Annotated in this window: 23 protein-coding genes, 1 pseudogene and 1 riboswitch; of the genes and pseudogenes, 17 read left to right on the forward strand and 7 right to left on the reverse strand. The window is 39.9% G+C overall.

Annotation, left to right across the window (positions count from 1 at the left end):
- Positions 1 to 151 precede the first annotated feature (151 nt).
- A complete protein-coding gene (gene argE, locus AC0L7Q_RS03375; protein WP_413401371.1) occupies positions 152 to 1,297 on the reverse strand; it encodes an acetylornithine deacetylase in 1,146 nt (381 codons plus the stop codon).
- Between the two features lie 221 nt (positions 1,298 to 1,518).
- On the opposite strand from argE, the gene argC reads away from it, so the two are divergent.
- The 9 genes and pseudogenes from argC to AC0L7Q_RS03420 all read left to right on the forward strand — a co-directional run bounded on the left by argC (position 1,519) and on the right by AC0L7Q_RS03420 (position 9,356).
- Positions 1,519 to 2,532, forward strand: coding sequence for an N-acetyl-gamma-glutamyl-phosphate reductase (argC, locus tag AC0L7Q_RS03380; protein ID WP_413401372.1), 1,014 nt, complete (start codon positions 1,519 to 1,521; stop codon positions 2,530 to 2,532).
- Positions 2,529 to 3,296 carry an acetylglutamate kinase gene (argB, locus tag AC0L7Q_RS03385; RefSeq protein ID WP_413401373.1) on the forward strand — a complete coding sequence of 256 codons (768 nt, stop codon included), beginning with the start codon at positions 2,529 to 2,531 and terminating at the stop codon, positions 3,294 to 3,296. The genes argC and argB overlap by 4 nt, the downstream gene beginning before the upstream one ends.
- Before the next feature lie 7 nt (positions 3,297 to 3,303).
- Entirely contained in the window at positions 3,304 to 4,236 is a 933-nt protein-coding gene (locus AC0L7Q_RS03390) for an ornithine carbamoyltransferase (RefSeq protein WP_413401374.1), read from the forward strand.
- On the forward strand, positions 4,233 to 5,435 hold the full coding sequence (locus AC0L7Q_RS03395; RefSeq protein WP_418157332.1) for an argininosuccinate synthase: 1,203 nt from the start codon (positions 4,233 to 4,235) through the stop codon (positions 5,433 to 5,435). The genes AC0L7Q_RS03390 and AC0L7Q_RS03395 overlap by 4 nt, the downstream gene beginning before the upstream one ends.
- Before the next feature lie 52 nt (positions 5,436 to 5,487).
- Positions 5,488 to 7,350: pseudogene (argH, locus tag AC0L7Q_RS03400) on the forward strand (argininosuccinate lyase).
- 245 nt (positions 7,351 to 7,595) lie between these two features.
- On the forward strand, positions 7,596 to 7,793 hold the full coding sequence (locus tag AC0L7Q_RS03405) for a hypothetical protein (protein WP_290170983.1): 198 nt from the start codon (positions 7,596 to 7,598) through the stop codon (positions 7,791 to 7,793).
- Positions 7,794 to 7,870: 77 nt separating this feature from the next.
- Positions 7,871 to 8,341, forward strand: coding sequence for a hypothetical protein (locus AC0L7Q_RS03410; protein ID WP_409424833.1), 471 nt, complete (start codon positions 7,871 to 7,873; stop codon positions 8,339 to 8,341).
- A 171-nt stretch (positions 8,342 to 8,512) separates the two neighbouring features.
- On the forward strand, positions 8,513 to 8,851 hold the full coding sequence (locus AC0L7Q_RS03415) for a hypothetical protein (RefSeq protein ID WP_409424834.1): 339 nt from the start codon (positions 8,513 to 8,515) through the stop codon (positions 8,849 to 8,851).
- A complete protein-coding gene (locus AC0L7Q_RS03420; protein ID WP_409424835.1) occupies positions 8,844 to 9,356 on the forward strand; it encodes a hypothetical protein in 513 nt (170 codons plus the stop codon). The genes AC0L7Q_RS03415 and AC0L7Q_RS03420 overlap by 8 nt, the downstream gene beginning before the upstream one ends.
- Positions 9,357 to 9,376: 20 nt before the next feature.
- Here the strand turns inward: AC0L7Q_RS03420 and coaD are convergent, their stop codons facing one another.
- Positions 9,377 to 9,868 (reverse strand): pantetheine-phosphate adenylyltransferase, encoded by a 492-nt coding sequence (gene coaD, locus AC0L7Q_RS03425; RefSeq protein WP_024601870.1) that lies wholly within the window; start codon positions 9,866 to 9,868, stop codon positions 9,377 to 9,379.
- 442 nt (positions 9,869 to 10,310) lie between these two features.
- On the opposite strand from coaD, the gene AC0L7Q_RS03430 reads away from it, so the two are divergent.
- Positions 10,311 to 10,964 carry a TetR/AcrR family transcriptional regulator gene (locus tag AC0L7Q_RS03430; RefSeq protein WP_413401378.1) on the forward strand — a complete coding sequence of 218 codons (654 nt, stop codon included), beginning with the start codon at positions 10,311 to 10,313 and terminating at the stop codon, positions 10,962 to 10,964.
- A 100-nt stretch (positions 10,965 to 11,064) separates the two neighbouring features.
- Complete coding sequence (gene thiI / locus AC0L7Q_RS03435) at positions 11,065 to 12,522, forward strand: tRNA uracil 4-sulfurtransferase ThiI (RefSeq protein ID WP_075170684.1); 1,458 nt, start codon at positions 11,065 to 11,067, stop codon at positions 12,520 to 12,522.
- Between the two features lie 207 nt (positions 12,523 to 12,729).
- On the opposite strand, the gene AC0L7Q_RS03440 is transcribed toward thiI, so the two are convergent.
- Complete coding sequence (locus AC0L7Q_RS03440) at positions 12,730 to 13,716, reverse strand: ketopantoate reductase family protein (RefSeq protein ID WP_409424838.1); 987 nt, start codon at positions 13,714 to 13,716, stop codon at positions 12,730 to 12,732.
- On the reverse strand, positions 13,709 to 14,059 hold the full coding sequence (locus tag AC0L7Q_RS03445; protein WP_008113182.1) for a VanZ family protein: 351 nt from the start codon (positions 14,057 to 14,059) through the stop codon (positions 13,709 to 13,711). The genes AC0L7Q_RS03440 and AC0L7Q_RS03445 overlap by 8 nt, the downstream gene beginning before the upstream one ends.
- Before the next feature lie 151 nt (positions 14,060 to 14,210).
- On the opposite strand from AC0L7Q_RS03445, the gene AC0L7Q_RS03450 reads away from it, so the two are divergent.
- Complete coding sequence (locus AC0L7Q_RS03450) at positions 14,211 to 14,693, forward strand: YajQ family cyclic di-GMP-binding protein (RefSeq protein WP_413401380.1); 483 nt, start codon at positions 14,211 to 14,213, stop codon at positions 14,691 to 14,693.
- A gap of 321 nt (positions 14,694 to 15,014) precedes the next feature.
- Positions 15,015 to 15,180, forward strand: a riboswitch (cobalamin riboswitch).
- A 37-nt stretch (positions 15,181 to 15,217) separates the two neighbouring features.
- Positions 15,218 to 17,065: a TonB-dependent receptor domain-containing protein gene (locus AC0L7Q_RS03455; RefSeq protein ID WP_418157333.1), complete on the forward strand. Its 1,848-nt coding sequence runs from the start codon at positions 15,218 to 15,220 to the stop codon at positions 17,063 to 17,065.
- 74 nt (positions 17,066 to 17,139) lie between these two features.
- On the opposite strand, the gene msrA is transcribed toward AC0L7Q_RS03455, so the two are convergent.
- From msrA to AC0L7Q_RS03470, 3 genes are all read right to left on the reverse strand, one after another.
- Positions 17,140 to 17,676: a peptide-methionine (S)-S-oxide reductase MsrA gene (msrA, locus tag AC0L7Q_RS03460; RefSeq protein WP_413401382.1), complete on the reverse strand. Its 537-nt coding sequence runs from the start codon at positions 17,674 to 17,676 to the stop codon at positions 17,140 to 17,142.
- Positions 17,677 to 17,752: 76 nt separating this feature from the next.
- Entirely contained in the window at positions 17,753 to 20,851 is a 3,099-nt protein-coding gene (locus AC0L7Q_RS03465; RefSeq protein WP_413401383.1) for an efflux RND transporter permease subunit, read from the reverse strand.
- Between the two features lie 3 nt (positions 20,852 to 20,854).
- On the reverse strand, positions 20,855 to 21,907 hold the full coding sequence (locus AC0L7Q_RS03470) for an efflux RND transporter periplasmic adaptor subunit (RefSeq protein ID WP_413401384.1): 1,053 nt from the start codon (positions 21,905 to 21,907) through the stop codon (positions 20,855 to 20,857).
- Positions 21,908 to 22,154: 247 nt separating this feature from the next.
- Here AC0L7Q_RS03470 and AC0L7Q_RS03475 point away from each other — a divergent pair, with 247 nt between their 5' ends.
- The 4 genes from AC0L7Q_RS03475 (at position 22,155) to AC0L7Q_RS03490 (ending at position 25,473) form a co-directional block, all read left to right on the forward strand.
- A complete protein-coding gene (locus tag AC0L7Q_RS03475) occupies positions 22,155 to 22,859 on the forward strand; it encodes a DUF2982 domain-containing protein (protein ID WP_413401385.1) in 705 nt (234 codons plus the stop codon).
- A gap of 35 nt (positions 22,860 to 22,894) precedes the next feature.
- A complete protein-coding gene (locus AC0L7Q_RS03480) occupies positions 22,895 to 23,227 on the forward strand; it encodes a hypothetical protein (protein WP_010391054.1) in 333 nt (110 codons plus the stop codon).
- 73 nt (positions 23,228 to 23,300) lie between these two features.
- The gene (locus AC0L7Q_RS03485; protein WP_413401386.1) at positions 23,301 to 24,947 is read left to right on the forward strand and encodes an Lcl C-terminal domain-containing protein; all 1,647 of its coding nucleotides are present in this window, start codon (positions 23,301 to 23,303) and stop codon (positions 24,945 to 24,947) included.
- Positions 24,948 to 24,957: 10 nt separating this feature from the next.
- Positions 24,958 to 25,473 (forward strand): Lcl C-terminal domain-containing protein, encoded by a 516-nt coding sequence (locus tag AC0L7Q_RS03490; protein ID WP_409424847.1) that lies wholly within the window; start codon positions 24,958 to 24,960, stop codon positions 25,471 to 25,473.

Raw genomic sequence — 25,473 nt, forward strand, 5'->3', positions numbered from 1 at the left:
ACTTACGCGTCAATAGCTGGCCTATTGCAAGTAAGTTCAACGCAGTTAGCGCAGAAAATAGCTGCTTGAGATGGATTTATTATTCAGAGCTCAGGTTAGTCATAAATGCTACAACAAAAAAGACGCTCAATAGCGTCTTTTTTGTTACTGATTAAAAGCAACTCGCCTTTATGAGGTTGCTGATAATTTGTTGTGAAGGCTTGATTTTTTCCATCGCTAAATATTCATCGGGCTGATGCGCTTGATTAATTGAACCTGGCCCCATGACGATGGTTTCACAACCTAGTTGTTGTATAAATGGTGCCTCAGTACAGTAATTAACAGCCACCGCTTTTTGCCCTGCTATATTTTCGGCTAGTTTAACTAACGCGCTGTCGGTGCTTCCTGTAAAGGCTGGAATTGGCTCATGTAAATCAATCACACTAACCGAATTAGGGTATTGCTGGTTTATATCGAAGGTTGCATCAAGCAGCAATGCTTGCAGCTCTTGTACACTTAAGCCAGGTAGAGGGCGCATATCAATATGCATTTCACAGCAACCGCAAATCCGATTCGCGTTATCGCCCCCATGAATATTGCCTAAATTGAGCGTTGGGTAAGGAATTTTAAAGTAATTTATTGAATATTTATTCTTAAGTTGTTCTTTTAAGATTAGCAATTTTGTAATCACTTTGTGCATCACTTCGATGGCGTTAAGACCCCGTTCGGGATCTGAGCTATGTCCTGAACGGCCAACGACTCTGATTGCTGTACTCATATGACCTTTATGGGTAAATACTGGCGTCATATCAGTAGGCTCACCAATAATACAGCGACTTGGTTTTAAATTTGGGTGCTTACAAATTTGTTGTGCGCCAGCCATAGTGGTTTCTTCGTCTGCGGTGGCTAATATTAAAATTGGTTGTGTTTGTTGTTTTTCATCCAGCTCACTAATAGCCTGCAGTACAAAAGCAAAAAAGCCTTTCATATCAATACTACCTAAGCCATATAGTTTATTATTTTGCTCGGTTAATTTAAATGGATTGTGGTTCCAGCGGCTATCATCAAATGGCACTGTATCAGTGTGCCCAGCCAGCATTAAACCGCCGTCGCCTTGACCGCGTTTTGCTAATAAGTTGTAGCGACCTTTGTTGCCTTCTAACTCTATTATTTCACAGGTAAAACCTAGGCTTTCACACCATTGCGCTAGCAATTCAATGACACTTTTATTACTCATACATAAATGCTCTTCAATGGCACTAATAGAAGGGGCAGCAATCAATTGCTGGTACATCGAAATAAATGACGGCAGAGACATAAAAAATTCCAAAATAATTATTCATTTTAATTGCATAACAATATAAAAGTATTTATGATGAATATCAATTCACTTTTTAAGCATAAATATATTAAAGTTACGCCATGAAAATAATACGACGATAGTTATCACTCATAAATTTAATCTGCTTGGCTGGGTTACACCCAAGTGTAAACAAAAAGCATTGAATGTGGTCACTAATTTTAGATAAAGAGTAAGTAATGAACGTAGTAATTATAGGTGCCAGCGGTTACAGCGGCGCAGAACTGGCTAGCTTGGTAGCAAAACATCCCACCCTTTCGTTAACTGGCTGTTATGTATCAACGCAAAGTTTAGATAAACATAAGTTGCTTAGTGAGTTGTATCCTGAGCATTTAGGCTTACTTGATTTACCTCTGCAGCCACTAAATGAACATGCACTTGCTGATATCACTCATTCAGCAGATTACGTTTGTCTGTGTACCGATCATAAAGTAAGTGTGGATTTAGCGCCTCAGTTTTTAGCGATGGGCAAAAAGGTATTTGACCTTTCCGGTGGCTATCGTCTTGCAAGTAATGATGATTACCTTACTTATTATGGTTTTGAACACCAACACCCAGAACTACTTAATCAAGCGGCATATGGTCTTGCTGAATGGAATAGTAAAGCCATTACTGATGCTCAGCTAGTTGCTGTTGCTGGCTGCTATCCAACGGCTGCATTAAATGCATTAAAGCCTCTTCAACAAGCGTGCTTGTTGAGTGATGAAAAAATTATTATTAATGCGGTTTCTGGTGTAACGGGCGCAGGGCGTAAAGCCAGCCTAGGGACTCATTTTTGCGAAGTTTCGCTGGCACCCTATGGTTTGTTTAATCACCGTCACGGGCCTGAAATACAACAGCATCTTGATCATGAGGTGTTATTTACTCCTCATTTAGGTAATTTTCCGCGCGGTATTTTAGAAACTATTTATGTGCAATTAAAGCCGGGTGTGACCAGTGAGCAAGTAGCTAAAGCTTATCAAGTATTAGCGGATGAGCCATTAATTCGTTTGCTTGGCAGCAAAATCCCCTCAATTAAAGGGGTGGCCAAACAACCTTATGTAGATATTGCGTGGCAGCAGCAAGGCTCACAGTTAATAGTAATGGCAGCAATTGACAACTTATTAAAAGGGGCAGCTGGTCAGGCTTTGCAATGTATTAATTTATCAATGGGCTTGCCTCACACTACAGGTCTAATAGGAGCGTTTAGATGAGGAGTAAAACGTGGGTTATTAAACTCGGTGGTGCAGTACTCAATACTGAAAATGCAGCTAAAGCATTATTTGAAATACTCAACGAGCAAGATGATGCTCAGTTTGTGATTGTGCATGGTGGTGGCTCATTAGTTGATAGCTGGTTAAAAGAGGCTGGTTTTGCCAGTGCTAAACACCAAGGTTTACGTATTAGCCCTAAAGAACAGATGCCTTATATTGTTGGAGCCCTTGCGGGTGCGGCAAATAAACAACTCATGGCGCAAGCAATTAGTGTTGGCCATAAGCCGGTGGGGTTAAGTTTATATGAAGCAGGGATCACCGCCTCGCAAAAATTAAAAGCATTGGGTCAAGTAGGTCAATGTCACAACAATTCAGATTCTATTATTAATGATTTACTCAGTGCTGGCCGGTTACCAATCATCAGCTCTATCGGCTTTGATGAGCAGGGCTTGTTATACAACATTAATGCCGATGAAGCAGCAGCCGCAATAGCTAATAATTTAAATGCAGAACTTATTTTTATGACAGATGTAGAGGCGGTACTTGATGCTAATAAGCAGCCTTTACATCAACTTGACACAAAACACATTGATACTTTAATTGCAGAGGGAGTAATTTTGGGCGGGATGGAGGTCAAAGTTAAGACCAGTCTTCACGCTGCCCAACATTTACGACGCGGTGTGTACATTTCCAGCTGGCAAAAGCCAGAAAACTTAACTGCTTTGCTGCAAGGCGAGCATGTCGGAACTAAAGTAACACCATAGGTTGAACATGTTTAAAGATTTTTTAACGGGTCTAGAATTAGACCAACAAGGCGCACTAAATTTATTAAAGTTAGCGCAAGATATTAAAGAAAGCCCAAGTAAATATAGCCAAGTGCTAGCTGGTAAGTCAGTGGTTACTTTGTTTGAAAAGCAAAGTTTACGTACTCGCCTTTCATTTGATATTGGTATAAACCGTTTAGGGGGCCATGCGGTTTACCTTGACCAACAAAATGGTGCAATGGGCGCCCGCGAATCAATAAAAGATTTTGCCTTAAATATTTCGACTTGGGCCGATGGGATTGTTGCTCGGGTTAATCAGCACAGTACGTTAACGACACTCGGTGAGTATTCATCCGTTCCTGTGATTAACAGTTTGTGTGATTTATATCACCCATGCCAAGCATTAGCTGATTTTTTAACGCTACAAGAAGTACATGGTGATGTTAGCCAGTTAAAGCTTGCCTACTTAGGTGAGGGCAATAATGTCACGCATTCATTGATGCTGTTAGCCGCTACTTTAGGAACCGACTTTGTCGCTGTAACACCAAAAGGGTGTTCACCTGATTCGCAAGTGCTTAAAAAAGCAGAGCAAATAGCAGCGATGAATGGCGCTTCTGTAATGGTAAGTGACAGGGTTGAGGCTGCAGTCGGTGCTAATATTGTTTATGCCGATACCTGGGTATCTATGGGGGATACAACTCCTCTTGAGCAAGTAAAAGAAAAATACATGCCTTATCAATTAAATCAGGCATTGTTAGAAAAAACAGGTGCAACTACGGTATTACATTGCCAACCGGCACACCGTGAGTTTGAAATTACTTCTGAGGTAATGGATGGCCCTGCATCAAAAATTATACAGCAAGCAGAAAACCGCATGCATGCGCAAAATGCGCTATTAGTTACATTGTTAAATCCAAATTTTGTTAAGGAACACCTATGAGTTCAATTAAAAAAGTCGTTTTAGCCTATTCAGGTGGTCTTGATACATCGGCTATCGTGCCATGGTTAAAAGAGAACTACGGCTGTGAAGTTATTGCCTTTGTTGCCGATGTTGGCCAAGGAGCTGAAGAACTTGAAGGCGTAGAAGCTAAAGCTATAGCGTCTGGTGCATCTGAGTGTTACGTGGTTGATTTAAAAGATGAGATGGTAAGCGATTATATTTACCCAACGCTTAAAACGGGTTCTATATATGAAGGGACTTATTTACTTGGTACTTCTATGGCGCGTCCAATCATTGCTAAAGCGCAAGTTGAAATTGCACGTAAAGTAGGTGCCGATGCACTTTCTCATGGCTGTACGGGTAAAGGTAATGACCAAGTACGTTTTGAGTCATGTTTTGCGGCACTCGCACCTGATTTAAAAGTGATTGCGCCTTGGCGTGAGTGGGATTTATCAAGCCGTGAATCACTATTAGATTATTTAGCTGAGCGTGATATTCCATGTTCTGCGTCAGCAACTAAAATTTACAGTCGTGATGCCAACGCATGGCATATTTCTCACGAAGGCGGTGAACTTGAAGACCCTTGGTGTGAACCAAGTGAGCAAGTATGGACCTGGACTAACTCACCAGAGCAAGCACCTGATAAAGCCGAACACGTCACTTTATCGGTTGTTGAAGGTGAAGTGGTTGCTGTAAATGGCGAAGAGCTTAAACCTTATGATTGTTTAGTTAAATTAAACGACATTGCATCACCTCATGGTGTGGGGCGTGTTGATATAGTAGAAAACCGTTTAGTGGGTATGAAATCGCGTGGTTGTTATGAAACGCCAGGCGGTACTGTGATCATGGCAGCGCTTCAAGCAATTGATGAGTTAGTACTTGATAAAGCGAGCCGTAAATGGAAAGAAATACTCGGTGGTGAATTTTCACACTTAGTTTACGACGGTCGTTGGTTTACGCCGCTAAAAGATTCTATTTTAGCCGGTGCAGAAGCGCTGTCTACACTAGCAACGGGCGAAGTGGTACTTAAGCTTTATAAAGGCCAAGTCACTGCGGTTCAGAAAAAATCACCTAACAGTTTATATAGCGAAGATTTTGCTACCTTTGGTGAAGACGATGTTTATGACCAATCGCATGCAGAAGGCTTTATTCGTTTATTCTCGCTATCAAGCAGAATTTCAGCATTAGCTAAAAAGTAATTTTTTACGCCCATTGGAATTAAGGGGCTATTATCGGGTTTGGAGAGATTTCATGGCATTATGGGGCGGACGTTTTTCTACGGGTCCAGATGAAGCGTTTAAACAGTTTAACGATTCACTTCCGTTCGATTACCAGTTAGCAGAGCAAGATATTATTGGCTCTGTGGCATGGGCAGGCGCACTTGAGCAAGTGAATGTGCTATCTAACGACGAGCACAAAAAGTTGGTATCGGCACTTTATGAGTTACTTGAAGAAGTAAAAGCAGATCCACAAGCTGTAGCAACCTCAGGTGCTGAGGATATTCATTCTCATGTTGAAGCTGCGCTAATTGAAAAAGTGGGTGATTTAGCTAAAAAATTACACACAGGTCGAAGCCGTAACGATCAAGTTGCTACCGACTTTAGGTTATGGTGTCGCGATACTGCCGATCATATTTTAAAAGCAATTGCACAATTAAAAGCTGAATTTATTAGTTTGGCTGAACGTGAGCTTGGCACAATACTGCCTGGTTATACGCACTTACAGCGGGCACAGCCCGTACTGTTTAGCCATTGGTGTATGGCTTATGTAGAAATGCTTGAGCGTGATGAAAGCCGACTAAAAGATGCCCAAGCACGAATGAATTATTGCCCACTCGGCAGTGGTGCACTTGCGGGCACTGCATACCCGATTGACCGCCATGCACTTGCACAAGGGCTAGGCTTTACCGGTGCGACTAAAAATAGTTTAGATGGCGTATCTGATCGTGACTTTGTTGTTGAACTATTAAGCTGTGCGTCTATTTCTATGATTCACTTATCGCGGATGTCTGAGGACCTGATTTTTTATAACTCGGGAGAAGCTGGTTTTATTGAACTGGCCGATAATGTGACCTCGGGTTCATCTTTAATGCCACAGAAAAAAACCCAGATGCATTAGAGCTAATTCGTGGCAAAACAGGGCGGGTGTTTGGTGCGTTTAGCGCAATGATGATGACTCTAAAAGCACTGCCACTTGCTTACAATAAAGATATGCAAGAAGACAAAGAAGGCATTTTTGATGCCATGCCAACGTGGCTTGCGTGTATTCATATGGCACAAGCGTGTATTAAAGGCATAAAAGTTAAAGCAGATAAAACGCTTTCAGCGGCAAAAGGTGGCCACGCAAATGCAACCGAACTGGCTGATTATCTAGTGGCTAAAGGTGTTCCGTTTAGAGAAGGGCATCATATTGTTGGGGTATTGGTGCAACTAGCCATTAGTGAAGGTAAAACGCTTGAGCAACTTTCACTAGAGCAGTATAAATCAGTAAACCCAGTGTTTGAAGATGACGTGTATCCGGTACTTGAAATTGATGCCTGTATTAAAGCTCGTCAAGCGCTTGGCGGTACATCACTAGAGCAAGTAAGCAAAGCGGTGAAGGACGCGAAAAAAACAGCAAATAACGGTTCGTGATGCAAATTTAGATGATGTGGAAGCGATAGCTAAACTCGTACAGCACTGGGCAACAGTCGGCGAAAATTTACCGCGAGCTAAAAGTGATATGGTGCACTCAATTAATGAGTTTGCCGTAACCGAGATAGACGGTCAGGTATCGGGTTGTGCTTCACTTTATATTTACGACACAGGATTAGCTGAAATACGTTCATTAGGCATTGATCCTAAAAGCGCAGTAACGGGGCAGGGAAGAAAACTGGTCGAACACTTATTAGTAAAAGCCAAAAAGTTGGCACTTAATCGTGTCATTGTTCTGACTCGTGTACCTGACTTTTTCGAAAATCAGCGGTTTAGTTTCTGTAATAAAGAGAGCCTACCTGAAAAAGTAATGAAAGATTGCGAGCTATGTTTACGCAAAGAAAACTGTGATGAAGTCGCAATGGAATATATGTTAAAGCCAAGTAATAGCATGGAGATCCCCTGCAAAAACGTGGCTTGAGCAATCCCTAGGATAAAAAACGCACGGTGACCCCGATGCGTTTTTTTTACTAAAAAAAGTAACTTTAAATTAATATACTAGTAATTTAAAGTTGGCATATCGTTTGCACTTTACTTGTGTGCGTGTTGTTGAGTCAATTAACCAACATAGATTAAACGCGACTGCAGTTATTTACTAACTGCTGCAGGTGGTGTGATTTAAATTTGCGCCAATAATAAAATTTAATACTCAAGAGGATTAATCACATGCAAATTTCAGCGAACAGCCAAGTACAAATGCAAGCATACAATAAAACGCAACAATTAAAGCCTGCAATGGAACAAACTGCTAGCCCTAAAACCCTACAATCTGATACAGTAAGTATCTCTCAAGAGGCAATGGCTGCAGCTGGTGCAGAACTTCAGCGTGGTGGCGTTATACTTGATACTAGTAAGCCTAAGTAACATTAAAGGTCATGAATGTTTTTAACTGAGTTTTTTGGTTTTTTTCGCTGTCAGCTTTTTCAAGCTGGGGTTTTTTGATGGCGTTTTTCTTTAATGCTTTTGTATTTTCATTAGGCATTAAAAGGGATACTACCTTATTACTCAGTTCATTTATTATGATGACTTCTTACACTTTATCTGATTATTTCTTTACTTGGTTATCAATAGAAAATTCACTATATTTAGACTGGGCTCTATACGATTATGCGACTATAGCAGCTTTGATACTAGCCTTTGTTTTGTTTAAAAAGACAACATACTCTTTTCTGTACATTATTTTAGGTCTCTTTATAAACTCTATACTTAGTCTATTTATGTATTTTGATATGTACCTTAGTAATAATCGTGAGCCTTGGTTTCTATGGGATATATATACTTTTGGCGTTAATATTATCGATTTAATAATGATTGTGGTTTTAATTGTAGATCGAGACTTTTTAGGTCTTCATAAATTAAAAAATAAACTTTTCAAAGGCTCAAATATCCAACCAGAAAACAATTTTTCGTAAACATGTATATCAGTTATACCCTTGGCGAATATGTAAGCGCATTCATTCAGTGGGGCTTCTTGATGGCTTTCCTGTATTGTTTTGTTAAAAGTATCAATACCCCACATAAATCTTCTCTATATTTAGCTGCAATAATGCTTTGCTCATATGTATTAAGTGACTATCTATATATTGAGCCATGTTTATCTTAATTGGATAGCTTATGACTTTTTAACCATTGCTTTTATTGTTTTTGCGATTAAAAGAGCAAAGGTTACTCCATCTTTATCTGCATATTTCATCATTATTGGCTTAATCATAAATAGTGTATTAGTTGGTTTTATTTATTATGACTTATACATTCTTGGGAATACTCAAGAATGGTGGTTTTGGAGTTTTTACTCTATTTCTATAAACTTGATTGATATATTAATGATAGCCTCTTTGGTAATAAACTTAGATTATGTGAATATCAATCGAGGTGTAAAAGCATTAAAACCTTCAGTTAAAAATGGTATTTTAAATGGATGACTTCTTGCTCAGTCCATATGTATCTCTTTACCTCGGCGCATTTGTTCAGTGGGGCTTTTTAATGGCTTTTTTATACTCATTAGTCACGAGTATAAATGAACCCAAAAAAGAGGCTTTATGGCTATCGCTAATCATGTCAATTTCATACTCTTCAAGCTTGTTCATTGATATTCAAAATATTTCTTACACGCAACTATTACTTTTTGATTTAGTGACGATCTTGGCTATTTTAGTTGTAAGTAACTTCATAAATAAAAATGCTATAACTTCTTATCTATTATTAGGACTGAGCATAAACTCACTGCTATTTTTTGGTATGCATTTAGATGTGCTAGTCTTTAATAACAGCACACCATGGTGGTTCTGGTCATTTTATTCTTTGGGAATTAATCTGATGGATTTTGTGATGATAGCTATTTTCTTTATTAATAAAGACTTTTTGGGTTTAGTGAGGCTTAAGAACGCTCTGTTTCCAGTAAGAGCGAAGCTACCTAGCGCAATGTAATGATACGCTAGGTGTTGTGTTTAATGCTTGGTTTTCCCCAGCCTAGATTGCAGGGCTTTCATTACTATGGTGTCAACAAACTCACTCACATCCCCGTTATGGCGCGCAACTTCTTTTACCAAGGTTGATGATATAAAAGTATTACGCTCAGCAGGTGTTAAAAATACACTTTCTAAATCAGGGTTTAAACGGCGGTTCATATTTGCGAGCTGAAATTCATAATCAAAATCAGAAACCGCTCTTATGCCTCTGATCAGTACATTTGCATTATGGTCGCGAGCTAAATCTGCTAGCAGCCCTGAAAAGCCAATGACCTTTACATTATCTAAATGGCTTAAAATTTCATTCGCTAAATCAACGCGTTCTTCTAAAGTAAAACACGGTTTTTTACTTGGGTTATGAGCAATAGCAACAATAACGGTATCGAACATTTTAGCCGCACGCTGAATTAAATCAGTGTGGCCGTTGGTAAGGGGGTCAAATGTGCCTGGGTAGATTGCGGTCACTTTCATAATATTTACTGTGTTATTATTTTTAGCCGTAGTGTAGCAGTGTTTAGTGTGCAAAGCAGCCTTGTGAGTAAATTGTGAAGAACTTCATGCCTTGATTGTTTTAACGCTGACTATTTGTTTATACTAGGGCCTGTTTACCTTTCAGGATTAAAATTTGTTCTAACTAGGGACGATTTAATCGTGGCGCGAGGTTTGTAACCTAGTGGGCTAAGTAAAAGCCGAGCAACAAAGAGTTAATCGTCCCTAGGACGAACCTTCAGGCAGCGCGTGTTTGGTATTTATGCTGCGTTATCGCCTATTTATGGGGAATAACCACACTACATAGGCTCTGCCTTGCCAAAATACCAAACACACTGCTGCAAATTCAACCTCGAAAGATAAACAGGCCCTAGCGGATTGTTTTAATGCAGCATCGTATTTTCGAAAATTGAGTAATGAGTATATGAATACCAAGGATAAAATAATTCAAACCAGTATTTCATTGTTTAATGAACATGGTGAAAGAGCAATATCAACTAATCATATTGCATCGAGTTTAGGTATGAGTCCGGGTAATCTTTACTACCACTTTAAAAATAAAGAAGACATTATTCGCCATATATTTGCACTTTATCGCGATCATTTAAGTACTCATTTTAAGCCAGTTGATAAAGACGACGATGCATTTAGTCATCTTGGTCCTTATTTAGATTCGCTATTTGAATTAATGTGGCGCTATCATTTTTTTTACGACAACCTTGGCGATATTCTCGCTCGCGATAGCCATTTAAAACAGGGTTACATTGATTTTCAGCAGGAGTTACTTGAGCAGGTGCGTAACATCATTTTGGCCTTGCGGGATAGCGAAATTATTGCCATTGATGAACAAGATGCTATTGAGCTTGCTCATACGCTAAAATTAACGGTCAGCTTTTGGACACCCTACATGAAAGCAAGAAGACTAAGTGGTGTGCTGGTTGAGCAAGACATTTACCCTGGTATTGTAAAAGTACTGACTTTATTTAAAGCCTACAGTACCGAGAAAAGCGCAAATAAAATTAATCAGTTAAGAGAAAAGTACACCCTTTTAGCAAATTCAGCTCCCCAGAACCCTTAAGCCCGTTAAGTTGGTTAGTTCCTAGGCGTTAATTTTTTTGCTATAATCCGCCGCGCCCAATACCTGGGTGCGCGAATTCCCGCAGTCTAAGAGTTAAACTATGCTTAAATTTATCGTCAAACTTCACCCTGAAATAGCCATTAAAAGCCGTTCAGTCCGTAAACGCTTTACTAAAGTGTTAGAAAATAACATTAAAATTGTATTGCGTCGTGTTGACGAAAAAGTACAAGTACGTAATAACTGGGATAACATTTCAGTTGTTACAAAACTAGATGATGCCCAAACTCGCCTTGATTTTATTGATAGCTTGCAGCGTATTCCAGGCATCGTACAGTTTATTGAAGTGACCGAAACAGACTTTAAAACCCTTGATGACATTTATCAAAAAACCATTGCGTTAGTTGGCCACACTATTATTGGTAAAACCTTTTGTGTACGTGCTAAGCGCATAGGTCAACATGATTTTACTTCAACTGAACTAGAGCGCTATGTTGGTGGCGGGCTAAATCAACATGTTGAAGGAGCTCGAGTAAAACTAAGCCGCCCTGAGGTAACGATTCGTTTAGAAATTAAAGACGAAAAAGCCTACATAGTAACGCAAACGCATTTAGGAATGGCGGGCTTTCCACTGCCAACACAAGACGATGTATTATCGCTTATGTCTGGTGGATTTGATTCTGGCGTTGCCAGTTACCAGATGATCCGTAAAGGCGCTCGTACACACTTTTTATTCTTTAACTTAGGTGGTGCTGCCCATGAAATTGGGGTTAAGCAAGCGAGTTACTATCTATGGAAACAATACAGCTCTACGCATAAAGTTAAGTTTATTACCGTTGATTTTGAACCGGTTGTTGCTGAAATTTTAGAAAACGTTGAGAACAGCCAAATGGGTGTTGTGCTTAAACGTATGATGATGCGAGCGGGTAGTGCCGTTGCTGAAAAACTAAATATTCAAGCTTTGGTAACGGGTGAAAGTATAGGTCAGGTGTCTAGTCAAACCTTAGCTAATTTAAGCGTGATTGACCGTGTAACCGAAACGCTGATTTTACGCCCACTTATCCAACATGATAAGCAAGAGATCATTAATATAGCGCGCCAAATAGGCACTGCAGAAATGGCAGAGACGATGCCTGAATACTGTGGTGTGATCTCTAAAAAGCCGACGGTTAAAGCTAAAATTGAAGTCATTAAAGCAGAAGAAGAGAAGTTTGATTTTGATGTATTAGATACTGTTATTGATAACGCCCGTGTTATGGATGTGCGCGATATTGATGTTGAAGCTAAGCAAGAGCTTAAAGAGGCTGAGTCAGTTACAGAGTTACCAGAAGGAGCGGTTGTTGTTGATATTCGCTCACCTGAAGAAGAAGATGCCGCACCGCTTGAAATTGATGGTATTGAAGTTATCCACTTACCGTTTTTCCGTTTAGCAACTAAGTTTGGTGATTTACCTAAAGGCAAAGACTATTACTTATATTGCCAAAAAGGGGTAATGAGCCAGTTACAAGCGCTTATTCTTCACGAAGAAGGCTTTACTACTGTAAAAGTCTATCGTCGTTAATGGCTAAATATATTAGGGCCTGTTGACCCTTTAAGGTTAAATTTGCAGCAGTCTGTTTGGTATTTAGGCAAGGCAGAGCCTATGTGGTGTGGTTATTCCCCATAAATAGGCGATAACGCAGCATCAATGCCAAACAGGCGCTGCCCTTCGGGTTCTGCCTAGGGGCGATTTACTCTTTGTTGCTCGGTTTTTACTTAGCCCACTAGGTTACAAACCTCGCGCCGCGATTAAACCACCCCTAGTTTGAACAAATTGTAATCCGCAAAAGTCAACAGACCCTAGATGCGCGGATTTATTCCGCGCTTTTTTTGCCAGAATTTCAGCAAGTAAAGCGTCGTTATACGGGGTCGCAATATTATGTCGTTTGCCTTGCTCACTAATATAACCACAAATTGCCATGATCTCAGTTTGCCTATTATGCATAACGTCTTGATGCATAGATGAGTAATTCTCTGCGGTTAAACTCATTACCATATAGGCACGCTCTAGGGCATCAATAAGCTTAATATTAAGTTTAAGCGCGGTTGCAATATGGCACGCTTCAGTTAATAAATTAATAATTGCGCTACTGTACTGTGGCGCACGTAGCTGGCCATTTTTTATATTGTACAGAGCGGTTAATGGATTTATAGCAATATTAACCAGTAGCTTTTCAAACCGCAGTTGCTCAATATTGTTGTTAACAATTAATTGCGGAATAGTGTGTAATTGCGCACTAAGCTGTTGAATATTTTGCATAGCTAGTTGATTACAGCCCCCTAATACACTTTGCCCGTTTCCGGTATGCTGCACAATATTAGGGTTTGACTTAAATCCAGCCATGCTGGTGGTTAAAAAGTACAACGATTGCTGCTTTGTTAACTGTGGATTTAATTGTTCAACATTACCCATGCCATTATGACTCATTACAATATGGGTATTATTGCCAAGATAAGGTTTTACTTGAGCATAGGCTTGTTGCACTGCAAACGCTTTAACAGTGAATAAAACAATGTCAAACTCGGGAGCTTGAGTTAATTGCTGTTGTGAGATGAAAGTAGCGTTAATTTTTTCACAAGGGGCATCACCACGGCTATAAAAGCGAGTGTTAAGGGTGCCTTTTTTAGTAAGAATATTAACAGTGTGATGTTTCGCTAAAAAATGGCTAAATAACAAGCCAATAGCACCATCACCAACAACAAGTATGTTAGCCATAACGCTTCTTTTTACGCAGTGTTAATAGCGCTTTAGCTAAAAAGTAGCTCGCCGCACCAATAAAATCGGCAACAAAATCGGCCAGTGATGCTTGTCTATAAGGGAGGCTATCTTGCATAATCTCTATTGCGGCACCATAGCCGGCTAACAGCAATATTTGTGCATATAAAGGCAGTTTAAAGGCTTTATCCATAATAATGGCAAGTAAAAAGAAAATACCAAAATGCGCCACTTTATCTACATGCGGAAATAAGTTTGCAGCCCCTTTTACCTCTTTAGCAAATAAGAAGGTAAATGCGACAATACTAATTAAAAAAATAGCTTGGTAAACACGCCTCGTCACAAAAAATCCTAAAATCGTATAAAAAAGAAGCCTCAGTATATCAAACTAAATTAGTATCGCACCTGAACAAGATGCAGAAAAGTGTAAAGATTTATCATTTTAACGTTATAATTGCCGCATAAAATTAAGATTAGCTAGTTAGGAGAACATCATGCCTTCATTTGATATTGTATCTGAAGTAGAAATGAACGAAGCACAAAACGCGGTTGATAACGCCAACCGTGAATTAGAGACACGATTTGATTTTAGAGGGGTCGATGCCTCAATTGAATTAAACGATAAAACAATTAAATTAAAAGCTGAAGCAGATGCTCAAGTTATGCAGTTGTTTGATATTTTAGCTGGGAAAGTTTCTAAGCGTGGGATGGATGTTGCGAGCCTAGAACTTCAAGGGATTTCTCGTGCAGGTAAAAATGTTTTTCGTAACGTTGCGCTAAAGCAGGGCATCGAAAAAGACATGGCTAAAAAAGTCGTAAAAGCGATTAAAGATTCTAAAGTAAAAGTGCAAGCGGCTATTCAAGGCGAAGAAGTACGCGTAACGGGTAAAAAGCGTGATGATTTACAAGCTGCTATGCAAGTTGTACGCACTGCCGATTTAGGTCAGCCATTTCAGTTTAAAAACTTCCGCGATTAATTTATTGTTTCGAGCTAGGCACTATAGGCGCTTAGTTCAAAGCAACATGTATTTAGCCAAACACGTTATATTGTTTGGCTTTTTTATTTTTGAATCTATGATAATTACCGAACCCCGAACCCCGAACCCCGAACCCCGAACCCCGAACCCCGAACCCCGAACCCCGAACCCCGAACCCCGAACCCCGAACCCCGAACCCCGAACCCCGAACCTCGAACCTCGAACCTCGAACCCCGAACCCCAAAAATCAAATTGTAGATGTTTAGACGTCCGTTGACATTTTTAAGTAAACAGATAACAATAGCAGCCTATTTTCAAGGTGCTTGCTAAACACTTCAAAGGTGTGATTTTTTTAGTAGGATAATCGGGAAGTTGGTGCGTTTTCATTGATGAAGTCAATCCCAACACTGCCCCCGCAACGGTAAAGTTATGCTGTATTTAACTATGGCAACTGAGTCCGGAGACCGGCCTTGATGTAATCTTACTTACTAACATCTTTGCGGTGGGCAGAGATAGGGAACATCATGATAAATAAAACTGCATTGGGTGTGGCTATTTCGGCTGCGCTGTCTTTTTCTGCATCTGCAGAACAAACCATTGAAAAAATAACCGTTACTGCGAATAAATTTGAACAACCTATAAATGATGTATTAGCAAGTGTGGCAGTTATCGACCGCGCTGATATTGAAAAAGCGAATTATCGAGACTTACCTGCAATATTAAATACCATAGCTGGGATTGATATTGTTCGTAACGGCGGTTTAGGTCAAAAGGCAGATATATTTGTTCGCGGCGCCAGCGCTAAATATACCTTAGTACTAGTTGATGGCGTAAGAGTGAGCGATGCAAGCTCAGGTAGTGTATCGCTGACGAATATTCCAGTTAATAGTATCGAGCATGTTGAAATTATAAAAGGTGCCAGAGCGACTATTTATGGCTCAGACGCGGTAGCCGGAGTGATTAATATTATTACCCGTAAAGCCTCAAATAACTCGCTTTCGGCTACTTTAGGCAGCCATAGCTACAGTAATTATCAGCTTGCTGGTGGGCTTGTAAAAGAGGCGGTGAGCTTTAATTATAATCTAGGCTACGAAGAGACAGATGGTTTTGATATTACTGGCAAAGACCCTGTGGCTGAATATACCAAAGATCACGATGATGATGGCTACAAAAATAAAAACATTGGCTTTAATTTAGCGTATGAACTGGCTGAACTAGGTGAGTTGAGCTTACAGTCTCAGTACAGTGAAGGTGAAGCGCAGTATGATAACGCATGGGGTAACGATGCCTACGATTTTGAAAACTATACCGCTAAGCTAGGCTGGAAAAAAGCCTCAGAAATATATACCCAAAGTATTTCATTGAGTGTATCGCAAGAAGAAAATACCCAAACAGGCACTGATGTACAGCAAGTGTATAGCACAGAGCGTGTTGAGTTTGAATACCGCGGGCTTTATAGTCTAACGCAAGAACTTGATTTATCAGGTGGTTTTAATTATCTATCTGAGGATTTATCAAACTCGTCAGCAACGTCATCAGAAGAAAAACGCGATAACAACGCATTGTTTATAGGCGCGTTTTATAGTCATGAACAATGGTTAGCAAATGCGGTTATCAGAACCGATGATTATGATTTTCACGGCCGTGCAAATACTTACAGTACTGGGCTTGGATATAAAGCCAATCACTACGTAACGGTACGTTTAAATCATGGTACTGCATTTAGGGCGCCGTCTTTAATTAATGCGTTTGTAACTAACAGCCCATACTACCTACCAAATAATAATATTAAGCCTGAGGAAGCCTTAAATAATGAGTTTGGTGTTACCCTAGAAACTCAATGGGGGCGTTATGATATTGCTATTTTCGATAACCGTATCAATAATTTAATTAGTAATAATTATGATGCAGACTCAGGTAAATATATTGCAACTAACATAGATAAAGTATCTATGCAGGGGCTAGAATTGTCGGCTGAGTTTTCAGCGTTAGGCTTTGAACACTCTGTTAATGTTAGTTTTTTAGATGCTACAGATGAAAAGACGAATACAGATTTACCACGCAGACCCTCTGAATCGTTTAATTATCAACTCGCCAAATCATGGGGCGATTTTGATGCCAGTTTAGATATGCAATATCGCTCATCGCGTCCATCAATTGCGTATTATGATTCTGAACTCGCTAGCTATACGGTATTTAATTTAGCAGCCAATTACCAGTTGCTTGAGAATTTATCGTTAGCTGCTCGAATAGAAAATATTACTGATAAAGAATATTTTACTGCAGCAACAAGGTTTGCTGCCAGTGGTGAGCTATTAGGTTATAACAGCGCAGGAAGAACTTTCTTTGTGGGGGCAAATTACCAGTTTTAATTATCACTTTTAGTTGCCGAAAATCAAATAGCCCAGCAAATTGCTGGGCTATTTGGTTAGCGCTTTAAAGCATTTTACTCACTTAAAAACTCGCTAAATTCGGTTTCAAACTTGTGCAACTTAGGCGCAATTAAAATACTACAGTAGCCTTGTTCTGGGTTTTCATTGTAGTAGTCTTGGTGAAAATTTTCAGCAGGGTAAAAAGTGGTTGCTGGGCTTACCTCTGTTACTATAGGCTCACTAACATGAGTTTGCAGCTCTGCAATAACGGCCTGTGTTTGCAATTGTTGTTGCTGATCATGGTAATACACAACGCTGCGGTATTGAGTGCCTATATCGTTACCTTGGCGGTTTAACTGGGTAGCATCATGCAAAGTGAAAAACATCGCGAGTAGGGTTTCAAAGCTTATAATGCTGGCGTCAAACTCAACCTTAACCACTTCGGCATGCCCACTGTTGCCTGTGCAAATGGCTTTGTAGGTTGGGTTATCAGTATGTCCACCCGTGTAACCAGAACATACACTGAGTACCCCTCTAACACGCCTAAATGCCGCGTCAATACACCAAAAACAGCCGCCGCCTAGTGTTGCTATCTGTGTGGTCGAACTCATAAGTACTTCCTCAATTGTATGGTTATATGCACCAGAAAATAGCGCCGTAACAGCTAATTACGACGCTCAGAGTGACTTAGATCTCTTTAAGTGGTTTTTCAGCTGCTTGTTTATCCAGCTTTTGCTGTAAAAACTCTGGTGATTGCGTATTACGTGCTAAGGCATAATAAGCAGCAGGTACTACAAACAGAGTCAGTATGGTGGCAACCGTTACGCCGGTAAATACCACCACACCAATAACCATTCGGCTTTCTGAACCCGGGCCTGAGGCCAACACCAAAGGCACAGCACTCATAACTGTGGTTAGGGAGGTCATAATAATAGGACGTAAACGCTGTGTAGCGGCCTGTAAAATGGCTTCACTAAATTCTACGCCTTTATCACGTAACTGGTTGGTAAATTCAACGATCAGGATACCGTTTTTTGCACTTAACCCAATGAGCATTACAATACCGATTTGGCTGTATATGTTAAGTGTTAAACCCATACTCCACAGCCCAAACATGGCGCCCATTAAGCCCAGTGGCACAGTTAGCATAATAACAAGCGGGTGTATAAAGCTTTCAAACTGAGCAGCGAGCACTAAAAAGGTCACGGTCAATGCCAGCACAAACACGTAGGTCATAGCTGAGGCACCTTCATAAAACAATTGTGACTCACCTTTGTAATCAATGGCGCCATCAATGTCATTTTCTTCTGCGGCAACATTGTTTAAAAAGTTTAGTGCTTGTTCTAGCGTATAGCCATCAGCTAAGTTGGCACTTAGAGTAATTGCACGCATACGGTTATAGCGATTTAAACGCGAGGCGGTGGCTTCTTCTTTCAAGCTTATAAGGCTGTCGAGTGGCACCAATTCATTGCTGCGAGATTTAAGGTAAATATTTGAAATATCAGTAGGGTTTGCAAAGTCTTCTTTAGTTCCCTTTAAAATTACATCGTACTCTTCACCGCGGTCAATAAAAGTGGTTACACGGCGTTGGCCAAGCATGGTTTCAAGTGTACGTCCCACATCCGAGACTGATACGCCTAAATCAGCGGCTTTATTTTTATCAATACTGACTAAAAATTGTGGGAAGGTTTCTTTATAATCATGATCAATGCGCACTAACCCAGGGTTTTTCTCTGCACGTTTAATAATTCTATCGCGCCAATCAGCTAGCTGAGCATAATCATTACCTTGTAAAACAAACTCTATCGGTCGCGATGAACCACCACCGCCAATACCACGGCGCATAATTGCAAAAGCACGTACATCGGTGACTTCTTGCATTTTACCGCTTATTTCATCCATAACTTCCCAGGTTGAGCGTTTGCGTTTATCCCAATCCGCCATACCAACAATGGCTACACCACCACTGCCACCCCAACCTGGAACTCGCACTAAAACTCGGCTTAGTTCGCCAGATTCAGAGTAAGGCATTAAGCGTTCTTCTATCTTTGCCATATTAGCGGCATTATTCTCATAGCTAGCCCCTTCAGGGCCATTCATAAGTACAAAAAAGGTACCACGGTCTTCTTTAGGGGTAAGTTCAGACGGTATTTGTAAAAATAATGAATAACTAACGAACCCAGCCAAAACTAAGCTCAGCATTAAGCCCCATTTACGGGTCATGTTTGATGCTAAAGCGTTGCGGTATCCATTTTCTAATTTAGTAAAAAAGCGATCCATTACTTGGCTAAATTTACTTTCTTTTTCAGAGGCCTTTAAAACCTTTGAACACAATGCCGGAGAGAGCGTTAATGCTGTAATACTGGAGAAGAATACGGCTGCACTCACTGCCATTGCAAACTCTGTAAATAGCGCGCCTATTCGTCCTTCCATAAACACTAATGGTACAAACACAGAGATCAGCACTAGAGTGGTGGCTATAATTGCAAAGCCCACTTCGCGGGCGCCGCGATAAGCTGCTAATAAAGGCGGCTCCCCAAGTTCTATGCGGCGGTGAATATTCTCTAGCATTACAATGGCATCATCTACTACTAAGCCTATTGCTAATACTAGTGCCAGTAGAGTTAATAAGTTAATAGAGTAACCCATTGCTAATAAAAACATAAAACTACTGACTAGGGCGACCGGTACGGTGACCGCAGGAATGAGTGTGGCACGAATATTCCCTAAAAATATAAAGATAATGAGTACCACAAGCCCCATTGAAATACCCAAGGTTTTGTATACCTCGTTAATGGACTCTTTAATAAATACGGAAGAGTCGTAACTGTCTTCTATAGTGGTGCCTTCTGGTAAGTTACGCTTAATTTTTTCCAGTTCACTGCGGGCATTATCAACTACAGTAAGGGTATTCGCTTTGGCTTGTTTAACAATACCCATGCCAATCATATTACGGCCATTTCCGCGGAATAAACTTTCATCATCGGCGGCTTCAAGCTTTACGTCAGCCACTTCGCCTAGACGTACTAAATAACCATCTTCACCTCGTTTAATTACAAGATTTTGAAAATCGCGTTGGTTTTTGTAACTGCGTGCAGTGCGCACAGTAAAATCACGGTCTACCGATTCAATTTCACCCGCAGGAAGCTCTACATTTTCACTACGCAGCGTTTGCTCTATATCACTAGAGGTAATGCCTCGGGCTGCCATCGCTTGGCGGTTGAGCCATACTTTCATAGCATACTTTCGCTCACCCCCAATACGCACATTTGATACGCCATCAACAACAGCTAAACGGTCAACAATAAAACGTTGTGCATAATCAGAAAGTTGTAACGAGTCCATGGTTTCACTATTAAGTACAAACCATGCAATAGGGCTTTCATCACTGTTTGACTTTGATACCTCTGGAGGGCGCACTTGCTCTGGTAGGCTATCAAGTGCCCGTGCAACACGTTCACGCACATCATTAGACGCATCGTCTATGTCACGGCTAATATTAAACTCAATGGTAATGTTTGAGCGGCCATTACGACTCGATGAATTAATGCTTTTAATACCCTCAATACCTGAAATACGGTTTTCGATAACTTGGGTTATTTTTGTTTCAATAATTTCAGCAGATGCACCGGTATATTCAGTACTAATATTTACAATCGGTGTTTCAATATCTGGATACTCACGCAAAGGCAGCATACTAAAAGCAACTAAGCCAAAAGTGAGTAACAGTAAGTTAATAACAATCGCAAAAACGGGGCGTTTGACACTAGTATCGGTAATTTTCACGTGTTACCCCTTAACGCTTACTTTACTACCAGAGCGAATTTTGATTATTCCCTCGGTAATAATCTGCTGGCCGTTCTCTAACCCTTTGTCTATCGCAACCCAGCCATTGTTTCTACTTGCAACATGCACCTCTTTTCGTTTTGCGATGCCATCTTCAATTTGAAAAACATAATGTTTATCTTGCAAAGGAATAATTGCTTTTTCAGGCACCATTAGCGCTTGATTGCTGCTTAGCTCTAGTGCAGTTTTAAGAAGCATACCAGGGCGGAGTAACCCCGATTTATTAGTAAAACTGGCTGTTACTTCTACACTGCGAGTGATTGAATCAATGCGTGAGCTTATATGAGTTACTTTACCGCTAAAGGTTTGATCAGGATAAGCATCGTTTTGAGTGCGAACCGTCATTCCGTTTCTCAGTTGAGCTAAATACTTTTCAGGCACTTTAAAATCAACTTTTATGATACTGATATCATCTAAGGTTGTTATTATTGTACTGTTACTAATATAAGCGCCTACCGATATTTCACGTTTGCCCAATAACCCAGAAAAAGGCGCGATAATAGCCATTTCATCGAGTTTAGTTTTGGCACTTTCAAGTTGAGCTTCACTGGCGTCAACGCGGGCAAGCTGTTCTTCAAGTAACGACTTGGCAGTCGCTTGTGAGCGAGAAAGTTCAGTAAGTCTTGCTAGTTGGCGTTTTTCTTCTTGTAAATTAATGCTAAGTTCTTTTACTGCAAATTGTTCTTGTTGATTTTGCAGTTGCACTAACTTTTGTCCTTTGCTGACCAAGTCGCCATCTTCAAAGTAAATACTGGTGACATAATCGTTTTGTGCACTTTTAATGTAAATAGCCTGATTAGCACGAGCACTGCCAATGGCTTCAATCATAATGGCGTTTTCTTGCGACTCGACAGTGTGCGCTGAGACTTGCGTTGTCATTGCCGAGTAATCAGCTTGCTCGCCCTGTGATGCAGGCAAATATAAATAAACGCTAAAAATTATTAGTACCGAAATAATAAATGGAAATAGGGCTTTGCCTGATTGTTTAGAGTGCATGGTTTTCATACCTGAAAATAGATTGTAAGTATTGTACGAAATCAGGACAAAAAAAGGCGGTTATGTGTCTCATTAATTTGTGCGTTAGGCGTAAAAATAACTGATACTTAGTCATTGCGCATATTTAACAGTAATAATAGGAGTTAATTGATGAACTTCAAAACATCATGCAAACGCTGTTTAACACTGAGAAATTTAGTATTGTGGGCTATTATTATGTTTATCTTTTATATGGCGTTTTTTCAGTATGGCTAATATAAAAAAACAAATACTTAAATACCGAGCGCAAGGCGCTAAAAATGGGATTGAAATACTGGTCGTAGGTAGCATTGGCTTGATTTTTATCATGCTATTTAATTTATTGCGTCCAGGTGAAATCAGTATTATTGAAATTTTTTTAGTAAGTTTATGTATTGCAGCAATTTTAATTGGTTTTTTTAAAACACAGGAACCTTTTTATAGTATAATTTTAACTGAGCAGCAAGTAACATATCAGCATAAGTACGGGCAGTGGACTTTACACCAAGAAAATATACACCATTGCGGCATTCCTAAAGTTGATAACGGTATTGATCATCTTGAGCTTAACGCGATTGGTATTAAGTTAAATGATATAGATACATTTTTAGCTGCTTTAGCCCCAAGAATTGCGGGTAAATTACTAATAGAACAACGGCACTTGTTTATGCAAGTTGTTCAAAAAAATTGCAAAAATGGGCATTGCCCATCAGAATGGTTAGTTGAAGATAGTAAATTTAGGTCAAAAAAAGGAATTGACTACAATGGGCTTATAGCGATGTTTGCTAATAGGGCTAAGCATCTTCAGCTTTTAACAGGGTATGACTTACTGTTACCAGCCAGTGTAATAGAAAGTGATATTTGGGAATTTTGCGCAAATTTAAATAAATGGAAGCGTGATCCCTCTCAGTTTATAAAGTCGCAGTGCGAATAATAATATAAGCACTCACTGCGGGATTAGGAATAACTATGAGCCAAGACAGATCTTTTATTAAAAGTGGTCGAAACACCATAATTCACAAAGACAGAAAACTAGATTTAGTGATTGTTAATGGTGAGGAACATCCTCGAATTAAAGTAACAGCAAATGGCCTTGAACCATTTAAAGAAGAGCTGCCAAAAAACCGCCGTGATGCAAAAGAGCGCTACTTAGATATGGTTTATATTGCAAGTCCAGATGTATTTAGCGAGGAAAAACAGTTGTTGTTTATTCAATCCTTAGATGGCCGCGAATATAAAGTAGATTACAGTAAAGTTGGCACTAAGTTATTTGTTCGTATTCATCAAGATAGCTATTTATAATTTATAATTTATAATGGCACTTTTTTTGCTTCACAGTCTTATTAGATAATTTTAAGACACAAAGGTGCTTAGTATGAGAGCAATTTCGTTAATACCACTTATGTCATGCTTGCTTTTGGCTGCATGTGGAGGGGGAGACGGTGCTGATAACAGTGATATTAAAACGTCAGTATTTGCTGGTAACGATCTCCAAGTTGTAGAAAAATCAGAGTTTACTATTTCTGCAAAAGGCTCTCCTGCAGATGGTACATTTACTTGGCAGCGTGTAAGCGGTCCTATTCTAGATGTATTTCCGCTTGAAGGGGCTGAACAAACCATCACTGCACCGGATGTAAAATCTGACAGTGAATTGGTCTTAAGAGTAAGCTATCAAACATCAGGCGGTAGTTTGGTAAATGACGAATTAAGTGTTTTCATTGCCTCTAATAACCAGCTTCCTCTTGCTGTTGTTACTCAAGTTGCTCCTGCAAATTTGCCCTCAGTTTATAAAGATACTGTAACCCTTAGTGGTTTAACTTCCACAGACCCCGATGAAAATGGCGAAATTAGTAGTTACTTGTGGCAATTATTATCGGGACCTGATTTAACAATTGATAGCTATACCAATCCAACGCTTAGTTTTCCTCATCCATTATTAGAAAATAACACCAACTTAAAATGGCAACTCACCGTAACGGATGATGAGGGCGGCGTATCTGCATCACAATTTGATATGACTCTCAATAAAACAGCCCAAGTGATTATTGCCGATGCGGGGGCAGACCAAACTGTAGAAGAGTTTGATAGGGTTATTTTAGATGCCACTGCAAGCGAAGCGGCAACTCAGACTTACCAATGTAGGTGGCAACAACTTACCGGAAATACCGAAACTCTTCTTGAATCGCAGTCATGTACTGCTAGCTTTTTCGCCTCTGATATTGATTTAAATGCAACGCTTAGCTTTGAAGTACAAGTTATGGACTTAAAAGGGCGTACCGACACAGATACTGTATTTATTGATGTAACACCTAAAGCGCTTGGGTTAATAAACGATACTGGGCTGGGTGAGTGTTATAACAATACTCAACGTATTAATTGTAATAATGATGAGTTTCCAGCTCAAGATGCTGATCTTGGGCGCGATAGTTTTGCCAATCGTTTAGGTAAAGTGGGTAAAGGGAATCTTGCTTTTGATTACACCAAACTTAATGAGTTTGCCGATGAGCTTCTTGATGATGCGTCGAACTTTAGCTGTATTCGCGATAATACTACCGGCCTTGTCTGGGAAGTGAAAAGCCCTTACTCCGGTGTGTTACCAAATACCTCGCTGCGTGATGGACAAAACCGCTATATTTGGCAAGGGTCTGTTAACAGTGGCGATGTAACGGGTAGTGCTAATACTACGTGCCCAAACAACACTGATTGTGGATTGCAAACCTATATAGATGAAGTTAACGCGCTTGATTTTTGTGGTGGCAGTAATTGGCGTTTACCCACTTATACTGAGCTGTTAGGTTTAATCGACTACGGTAAACAAGGGCAAAATGTATTGATAGATACTGCATTTTTCCCTAATACACCATCGACTAACAGTGTAGGGCATTTACGCTACTGGACTTCACAAACCGCGGTTGATGGTGCCAGTTTATCTCAGGCTTACACTATCGATATGATGGATGGTAACGATTTAGCCTATCCAAAAGATAATACCGCTTACGTGCGCTTAGTTAGAAATCGTTAAGGTGATTATTATGAAATTAATTAAAGTCTCTATGTTATTAGCCTTAGGATTGAGCCAGTCACTTGCAGCGCAGCAGTGTTATGAAGAAGTTGCGACTAGCGATGATACCGATCGATTTGTGATTAATATTGATGGCACTGTGTCAGATACTAAAACAGGGCTGATGTGGCAGCGCTGTAATTATGGCCAAGTTTATAATAGCGAAACAACTAGCTGCGATGGTGATACTCAGCCACTAAATTGGCAAGCTTCACTTAAAGGCGCAGTTAATGACAGCACAGCAGATTATAACGACTGGCAAGTACCAAGTATTAAAGAGTTAGCTAGTATCGTTGATCACCGTTGTACCGACCCAAGTATTGATGCGGATATTTTTTTAGCAACGCAGTCGCAAAATTATTGGTCTAATACCTCGGGTATTAGTAATATAAATTCGGCATGGGTTTATCAATTTTCCAGTGGTTTAAATAGCTTACATGCTAAAACAAGTAACGTATATTTACGCCTAGTACGCTATGAGAAGTAG

Source organism: Pseudoalteromonas sp. KJ63-1, assembly GCF_055808145.1.

What these genes read in the sequence shown, in the direction of transcription:
- argE (WP_413401371.1), bottom strand. Translation starts at nt 1,297, where the DNA reads ATGTCTCTGCCGTCATTTATTTCGATGTACCAGCAATTGATTGCTGCC.
- argC (WP_413401372.1), top strand. Translation starts at nt 1,519, where the DNA reads ATGAACGTAGTAATTATAGGTGCCAGCGGTTACAGCGGCGCAGAACTG.
- argB (WP_413401373.1), top strand. Translation starts at nt 2,529, where the DNA reads ATGAGGAGTAAAACGTGGGTTATTAAACTCGGTGGTGCAGTACTCAAT.
- AC0L7Q_RS03390 (WP_413401374.1), top strand. Translation starts at nt 3,304, where the DNA reads ATGTTTAAAGATTTTTTAACGGGTCTAGAATTAGACCAACAAGGCGCA.
- AC0L7Q_RS03395 (WP_418157332.1), top strand. Translation starts at nt 4,233, where the DNA reads ATGAGTTCAATTAAAAAAGTCGTTTTAGCCTATTCAGGTGGTCTTGAT.
- AC0L7Q_RS03405 (WP_290170983.1), top strand. Translation starts at nt 7,596, where the DNA reads ATGCAAATTTCAGCGAACAGCCAAGTACAAATGCAAGCATACAATAAA.
- AC0L7Q_RS03410 (WP_409424833.1), top strand. Translation starts at nt 7,871, where the DNA reads ATGGCGTTTTTCTTTAATGCTTTTGTATTTTCATTAGGCATTAAAAGG.
- AC0L7Q_RS03420 (WP_409424835.1), top strand. Translation starts at nt 8,844, where the DNA reads ATGGATGACTTCTTGCTCAGTCCATATGTATCTCTTTACCTCGGCGCA.
- coaD (WP_024601870.1), bottom strand. Translation starts at nt 9,868, where the DNA reads ATGAAAGTGACCGCAATCTACCCAGGCACATTTGACCCCCTTACCAAC.
- AC0L7Q_RS03430 (WP_413401378.1), top strand. Translation starts at nt 10,311, where the DNA reads ATGAATACCAAGGATAAAATAATTCAAACCAGTATTTCATTGTTTAAT.
- thiI (WP_075170684.1), top strand. Translation starts at nt 11,065, where the DNA reads ATGCTTAAATTTATCGTCAAACTTCACCCTGAAATAGCCATTAAAAGC.
- AC0L7Q_RS03440 (WP_409424838.1), bottom strand. Translation starts at nt 13,716, where the DNA reads ATGGCTAACATACTTGTTGTTGGTGATGGTGCTATTGGCTTGTTATTT.
- AC0L7Q_RS03450 (WP_413401380.1), top strand. Translation starts at nt 14,211, where the DNA reads ATGCCTTCATTTGATATTGTATCTGAAGTAGAAATGAACGAAGCACAA.
- AC0L7Q_RS03455 (WP_418157333.1), top strand. Translation starts at nt 15,218, where the DNA reads ATGATAAATAAAACTGCATTGGGTGTGGCTATTTCGGCTGCGCTGTCT.
- msrA (WP_413401382.1), bottom strand. Translation starts at nt 17,676, where the DNA reads ATGAGTTCGACCACACAGATAGCAACACTAGGCGGCGGCTGTTTTTGG.
- AC0L7Q_RS03470 (WP_413401384.1), bottom strand. Translation starts at nt 21,907, where the DNA reads ATGCACTCTAAACAATCAGGCAAAGCCCTATTTCCATTTATTATTTCG.
- AC0L7Q_RS03475 (WP_413401385.1), top strand. Translation starts at nt 22,155, where the DNA reads ATGGCTAATATAAAAAAACAAATACTTAAATACCGAGCGCAAGGCGCT.
- AC0L7Q_RS03480 (WP_010391054.1), top strand. Translation starts at nt 22,895, where the DNA reads ATGAGCCAAGACAGATCTTTTATTAAAAGTGGTCGAAACACCATAATT.
- AC0L7Q_RS03485 (WP_413401386.1), top strand. Translation starts at nt 23,301, where the DNA reads ATGAGAGCAATTTCGTTAATACCACTTATGTCATGCTTGCTTTTGGCT.
- AC0L7Q_RS03490 (WP_409424847.1), top strand. Translation starts at nt 24,958, where the DNA reads ATGAAATTAATTAAAGTCTCTATGTTATTAGCCTTAGGATTGAGCCAG.